The sequence below is a fragment of the uncultured Cetobacterium sp. genome (genome assembly GCF_947039425.1).
GTDB lineage: Bacteria > Fusobacteriota > Fusobacteriia > Fusobacteriales > Fusobacteriaceae > Cetobacterium_A.
The window spans coordinates 1-5887 of record NZ_CAMQYW010000112.1; the positions used below are offsets into that span (position 1 = coordinate 1).

The 5887-nt window shown below is 26.3% G+C and carries 5 protein-coding genes and 2 pseudogenes; all 7 read left to right on the forward strand.

All coding sequences use genetic code 11. From position 1 onward, the window contains the following. A partial coding sequence (locus tag Q0V09_RS06815; protein ID WP_297487863.1) for a DUF5655 domain-containing protein occupies nucleotides 1-831 on the forward strand: 831 nt, incomplete at its 5' end. A 97-nt stretch (nucleotides 832-928) separates the two neighbouring features. Beyond that, nucleotides 929-2290, forward strand: coding sequence for an AAA family ATPase (locus Q0V09_RS06820; protein WP_297487865.1), 1362 nt, complete (start codon nucleotides 929-931; stop codon nucleotides 2288-2290). Continuing rightward, entirely contained in the window at nucleotides 2290-2943 is a 654-nt protein-coding gene (locus Q0V09_RS06825) for a hypothetical protein (RefSeq protein ID WP_297405970.1), read from the forward strand. Before Q0V09_RS06820 ends, Q0V09_RS06825 begins: the two co-directional genes overlap by 1 nt. A gap of 159 nt (nucleotides 2944-3102) precedes the next feature. Beyond that, a pseudogene (locus Q0V09_RS10795) lies at nucleotides 3103-3321 on the forward strand (type I restriction endonuclease); the annotation flags it as partial. A gap of 18 nt (nucleotides 3322-3339) precedes the next feature. Further along, nucleotides 3340-3525: a hypothetical protein gene (locus tag Q0V09_RS06830; protein ID WP_297487867.1), complete on the forward strand. Its 186-nt coding sequence runs from the start codon at nucleotides 3340-3342 to the stop codon at nucleotides 3523-3525. Next, on the forward strand, nucleotides 3522-4664 hold the full coding sequence (locus Q0V09_RS06835) for an HsdR family type I site-specific deoxyribonuclease (RefSeq protein ID WP_297487869.1): 1143 nt from the start codon (nucleotides 3522-3524) through the stop codon (nucleotides 4662-4664). Before Q0V09_RS06830 ends, Q0V09_RS06835 begins: the two co-directional genes overlap by 4 nt. A gap of 11 nt (nucleotides 4665-4675) precedes the next feature. Further along, nucleotides 4676-5731: pseudogene (locus Q0V09_RS06840) on the forward strand (type I restriction enzyme endonuclease domain-containing protein). Nucleotides 5732-5887: the final 156 nt, after the last annotated feature.

The following is a 5887-nucleotide window of genomic DNA, read 5'->3' on the forward strand; positions in this document are numbered from 1 at the left end:
AATTTAGAAAGTCTATTAGGGTTAGAATTTGTTAAAACTGAATTTACAATAGAGGAGTATAGAATAGATACTTTAGCTTTTGATAAGGAAAATAAATCTTTTGTGGTTATAGAATATAAAAGAGGAAGTAGCTATAGTGTAATAGAGCAGGGGTACTCTTATTTATCAACTATTTTAAATAATAAAGCTGAAATTATTCTTGAATATAACGAGAAAATGAATGAAACTTTAAAAAGAAATGAAGTAGATTGGAGTCAAACTAAAATTATTTTTATTTCTCAGAGCTTCACAAAGTATCAAAGAGATAGTTTAAATTTTAAAGATTTACCCATAGAGCTTTATGAAATAAAGAAATATGAAAATAGTCTTATATCTTTTGAATCTATAAAAGCAAGAAAAACAGTAGAAAGTATAAAAACTATTTCAAATGCAAATACAGAAATTGGGAGTGTAACTAAAGAGATAAAAAAATATACTTTAGAAGACCATTTTAAAAATTCAAATAGAAATATTGTAGAATATTTTAATATCTATAAAGAAAAAATAGAAGAAATGATTCCAGAAATAGAGATAGAACCTAAAAAACTTTATATAGCATTTAAACTTAATAGGAAAAACTTAGTAGATTTTAAACTTCAAAAGGATATGTTTAAAATATGGATAAATGCAAAAGATGGAGTTTTAGATGATTCTAAAAAAATGGCAAAAAATGTTGCAAAAATAGGCCATTGGGGAAATGGAGATTATGAATTAACTGTTAGAAATTTAGATGGATTAGAATATATACTAAGCTTAATAAAAGATGCTAAAGATATATTGATAAAAATGTAAATATAGACTTAAAAAAATTCTTTTTTAACAAAAAAAGTGTTTTTTTTTATTTGTTATGGTATTATTAAGTTATAAATTTAAGAAATGAGGTGTTAAAATGATAAATTCAATTAGAATGATTAATTTTAAAAACATATCAGATTCCACAGTTGATTTTAAATCAAATATATCTGGAATTTACGGACCTAATGGAAGTGGAAAAACAACTATAATTGAGGGAATAAGTTTATTAAAATCTTTTTTTGGAATGGGAGACACACACTCTGATTATTCAATAAAAGATGATAGTCTTTCAGATATTATAAAAAAAGGTGAGGAAAAGGCCGAACTTTCAATGGAACTTCAATATGAGGATATTATATTTAAAATAGGAGTTATTTTTGAGAGGAAAGAATTAAATGAAGTAGTTGTTCTTAAAGAATATATGGAATATAAAGAGAATAAACCAAGACAAAAATATAAAAATCTATTTACAGTGGAGAATACTTCTGATGGTTTTTTACCTAAGATTTTTATTGAAAAAAGTAAAAAAGATCAATTTGGATATTTTCAAAAAAATCTATTTAAAAAAAATAATACAAGTTTTCAATCTTTAATAAAGAAGATGAATGAGTTTAAAAGTTTCTTTTTTATTTTAGAAAATGAATACTCTAGACTAATAGAAGGTAATATGGAAGATAATATTTTAAATAATATTATGATTAATTGGAAAATATTATCAATGGCTTTAAAAAGTATAAATATAATAACATTAAAAGATCAAGCAATATGTAATATGACTTATGCTATTCCAATATATAGTGAGAATAAATGTATATATTTGGATAAAAGAGAAAATCTATATTTTGAAAACATATATGAAGAGATAAAAAAAGCAGTTGAAAATATTAATAAACTTTTTCCTTTATTTATTCCAGGTGTAAAAGTTATTTGTGAAGGTGAAATTAAATTAGAAAGTGATATAGGAACTAAGTATGCTGTTAATATTTATATTGAAAGAAATGGAAATAAAATAGATATTTTTAAAGAATCTACAGGGACAATAAAACTGTTTTCTATACTTTCAGCAATTATTCAAATTTTAAAAAATGAATATTCAAGTTTAATTATTGATGAACTAGATGTTCATGTATTTGAATACTTACTAGCTTTTATTTTGTCAAAACTTTCATCACGCATAAAAGGACAGTTAGTTTTTACATCTCACAATCTACTTCCTATGGAAAAATTAGATAGAAATTCAATTATTTTATCAACAACAGTATCAGAAGAGGATTCAAAGGGAAATACTATAGAAAAGGTTATTTATACTTATTTTAAGGGGAAAATATCCCATACAACAAATTTGAGATTAAAATATTTAAGATCTCAATACACTTGGACAGAGGATAATGTAACCCCTTTAATAATAAATGAATCTAAAATTGAAAAAGTATTAAGGGATATAGGTGAAAAATAATGGGAACTATAATTTTAGCTATTGTAGAGGGTCCAAGTGATGAAACAGCTTTAATTATTCCTTTATTTGAAGAGATGATGAAAAAGAGATTAAAAATAAATGTTAAGGTTATGCATGGAGATATTTTAACAAGATTTATAAGTGAAACAGAAAGGTTTCAAATAACATCTGGAAATGTAAAATCAGAGATAACAAAATTAATTGATCAATATATAAAAAAAGAGCCTTTGTTAAAACAGCGTGACCTGTTAAAGGTAATTTATATAACAGATACTGATAGATGTTTTTTTGATGAAAAAAGACATCATTTAAATAAGAGAAATTGTTTAGATACTTTATTTAAAATTAAAGATATAAGTTTGGGAAAAGGGTCTGCAACTAAGAATATTCCTTTTAATGTAATATTTATGAATGAAAACTTAGAACATATTTTAACTTTAGAATCTAAAGATTTTACAGATGATGAAAAAAAAGCTATAGCTAACAGATTTTCAGAAGAGTGTGAAGAAAGTTTTAGTAAATATATTGAAACATTTACACAAGATGAAATAAAAACCTGGAATTCATATGATGAAAGTTATATTGGAATAAAAAAACATAAGGATGTTGCTTCAAATATGAATAATTTTTTAAAAGAGTTTAACTTAATTTAAAACTAGGGGGACAGATGAATTTTATAGAAGACCAATTAGAAGAAGCCTATCTTGAAATATTAGAATCTTTAGGGTAGAAGTGTATAGATGATAGAAAATTAGATAGAGATGACTACCAAATAGTAGTACTAGAGGAAAATTTAAGAGAAGCAGTTTACAATAGTAGGAAAATTTAAACGTAGACCAGATATTATCCTTTTTATAAATGGAATTCCTCTTGTTGTAATAGAGTTAAAATCTTTAAGTAACGACAGTGTTGGAATAAAAGAGGCTTATACACAAATTGAAAGATATAAGTATGAGATTCCAGATCTTTTTAAATACAACTCTTTTATTGTTATAAGTGATGGAGTAAATGCTAAAGCTGGAACTATATCATCAAATGAGGAAAGATTTATGAGTTTTAGAAATATTGACGGAGTTACAATAGCTGATACAAAATCTTTAATGATGGAAGTTTTAACTCGTGGAATGTTATCTAGAGAAAGAGTATTAGAATTAACTCAAGAGTATATACTATTTCTTCAAAGTAAAAATGAAAAAATAAAGAGACTAGCTCAGTATCACCAATTTTTGCCATAAAAAAAGCTCTTGAAAAAACAGAAGTTGCTTGTAATAATGATGGAAAAATTGGTGTTGTTTGGCATACTCAAGGTAGTGGAAAATCTTTAACTATGACATTTTATACTGGTCTTCTTATGAAAAAATTTAACAATCCAACAGTTATAGTTTTAATAGATAGAAATGATTTAGACAATCAACTTTTTGGAACTTTTTCCAAGGCTCAAAACTATCTTGTTGAAACTCCAAAACAAGCAGAGGATAAGGAAAAATTAAAAGAGTTACTAAATGTAAGTAGTGGTGGAATTATATTTTCTACAATACAAAAATTTGCACCTAAACAAGGAGAGATTGTAGAGGCTATATCAACTAGAAATGATATTTATATTATAGCTGATGAAGCTCATAGGTCTCAGTATGGGTTAGATGCTAAAATGGATTTAGAGGGAAACAGTAAATATGGTTATGCAAAGCATATTCGTGATGCACTTCCCAATGCTAATTATATTGGATTTACAGGTACTCCAATAGATTTTGATGATAAATCTACAACAGCTGTATTTGGTGATTATATAGATACTTATGATATGACAAGAGCTGTGGAAGATGGAGCAACTGTTAAGATTTACTATGAAAATAGATTTATAAAGTTAGATATTCCATATCCTATTTTATCTGAACTTGACAGTGAGTTTAGTGAGATTATGGAAGGACAAGAGGAAACAACAGTTGAATCAACTAAAAAAGATATTACAAAAATGGAAGCTATTATTGGTTCTAAAAATAGAATAAGAACTTTAGCAGAGGATTTTATAGAGCACTGGGAGATGAGAAGAAATAATTCCTTTGGGAAATGTATGATAGTAGCTATGTCTCGTAAAATATGTGTAGAATTATATAATGAAATTGTAAGTTTAAGACCAGAGTGGCACAGTGAAGATAAAGCTAAAGGTAAAATAAAAGTTATCATGACAAGTGATATTAGTAAAGACCCTATGGAGTTTAAGCAACACTTTACTACAAAACAGGAAAGAGAAGAACTGGCTAATAGAATGAAAGATGACAGTGACGAATTAGAGATTGTAATAGTTCGTGATATGTGGTTAACAGGCTTTGATGTTCCTTCAATGCATACTAATATATTGATAAACCTATGGTAGGGCATAACTTAATGCAAGCTATTGCAAGGGTAAATAGAGTATATAAAGATAAAACAGGTGGCTTAGTTATAGATTATATTGGAACAGGAGAGGCACTTAAAAAAGCTTTAAAACAATATACACCAAATGATCAAAAGACAACAGGGGTAGATACAGAAAAAGCTGTTGCTCTTATGATTGAACATTATGAAATTGTAAAGGAGATATTCCATCACTTTGATTATTCAAAATATAAAAGTAGTAGTGCTTTAGATAGAGCAAGAGTTATTATAGAGGGAATGGATTATATTTTAGGACTGGAAAAAGATGAACCTGGAACTAAAAAAAGATTTATTGATAATGTTTTAGCTCTGGCTAAGGCTCATTCACTTTGCATAACAACACCTCATGGACAGGCTTTAAATGATGAAATAAGCTATTTTAAAGCAGTTAAAGCTAGTATTATAAAGTTGGAAACAGAGGATAAAAGTGATCCTAAAAAGTTAACTCAAAGCCAGATAAATGAGAGAATAGCATCTCTTATGGCAAAAACTATTATATCAGAGGATGTTATAGATATTTATTCAGTATTAGGTCTTGATAATCCAGATATATCAATTTTATCAGATGAATTTTTAAAAGAGGTTGATAAGATAAAATATAAAAACTTAGCTATTGAGATGTTAAAGAAATTAATAGAAGGTAAGATTAAGTATTCAAGTAGAAAAAATTTAGTAATATCTGAGAAATTTTCAGAAAGACTTGAAAAAGCTATGAATTGATATAGGAATAAGGCTTTAACAAGTTTAGAGATTATGGAAGAACTTATGAAAATGGCTAAAGACTTTATGCAAACACATGTTGAGGGAAATTCATTGGGACTAACTGAGGATGAGGTGGCCTTTTATGATGCTTTAACACGTGATGAAAAGGTTAAAGAGATGTTAGGAGATAAAATTCTTGTACAAATAACAAAAGAGCTAACAAATACTATTAGAAAAAGTATGACAATAGATTGGTATGATAAAGAAAGTGTACAAGCTCAAATGAGAAGGTCTATAAGAAGGCTTCTTAAAAAGTATGGATAATTTATTAAATAAATTAAATTTTTTATTAAAAGCATTTAATGAAGGAACAGAAATAAAATCTAGATTTCAAAACAAACCTATACCAGAGGAATATATTCGAGAATATTTTAGAATTTTAAAGTATATTTTAAGAAAATATAATAATCAATATTTATT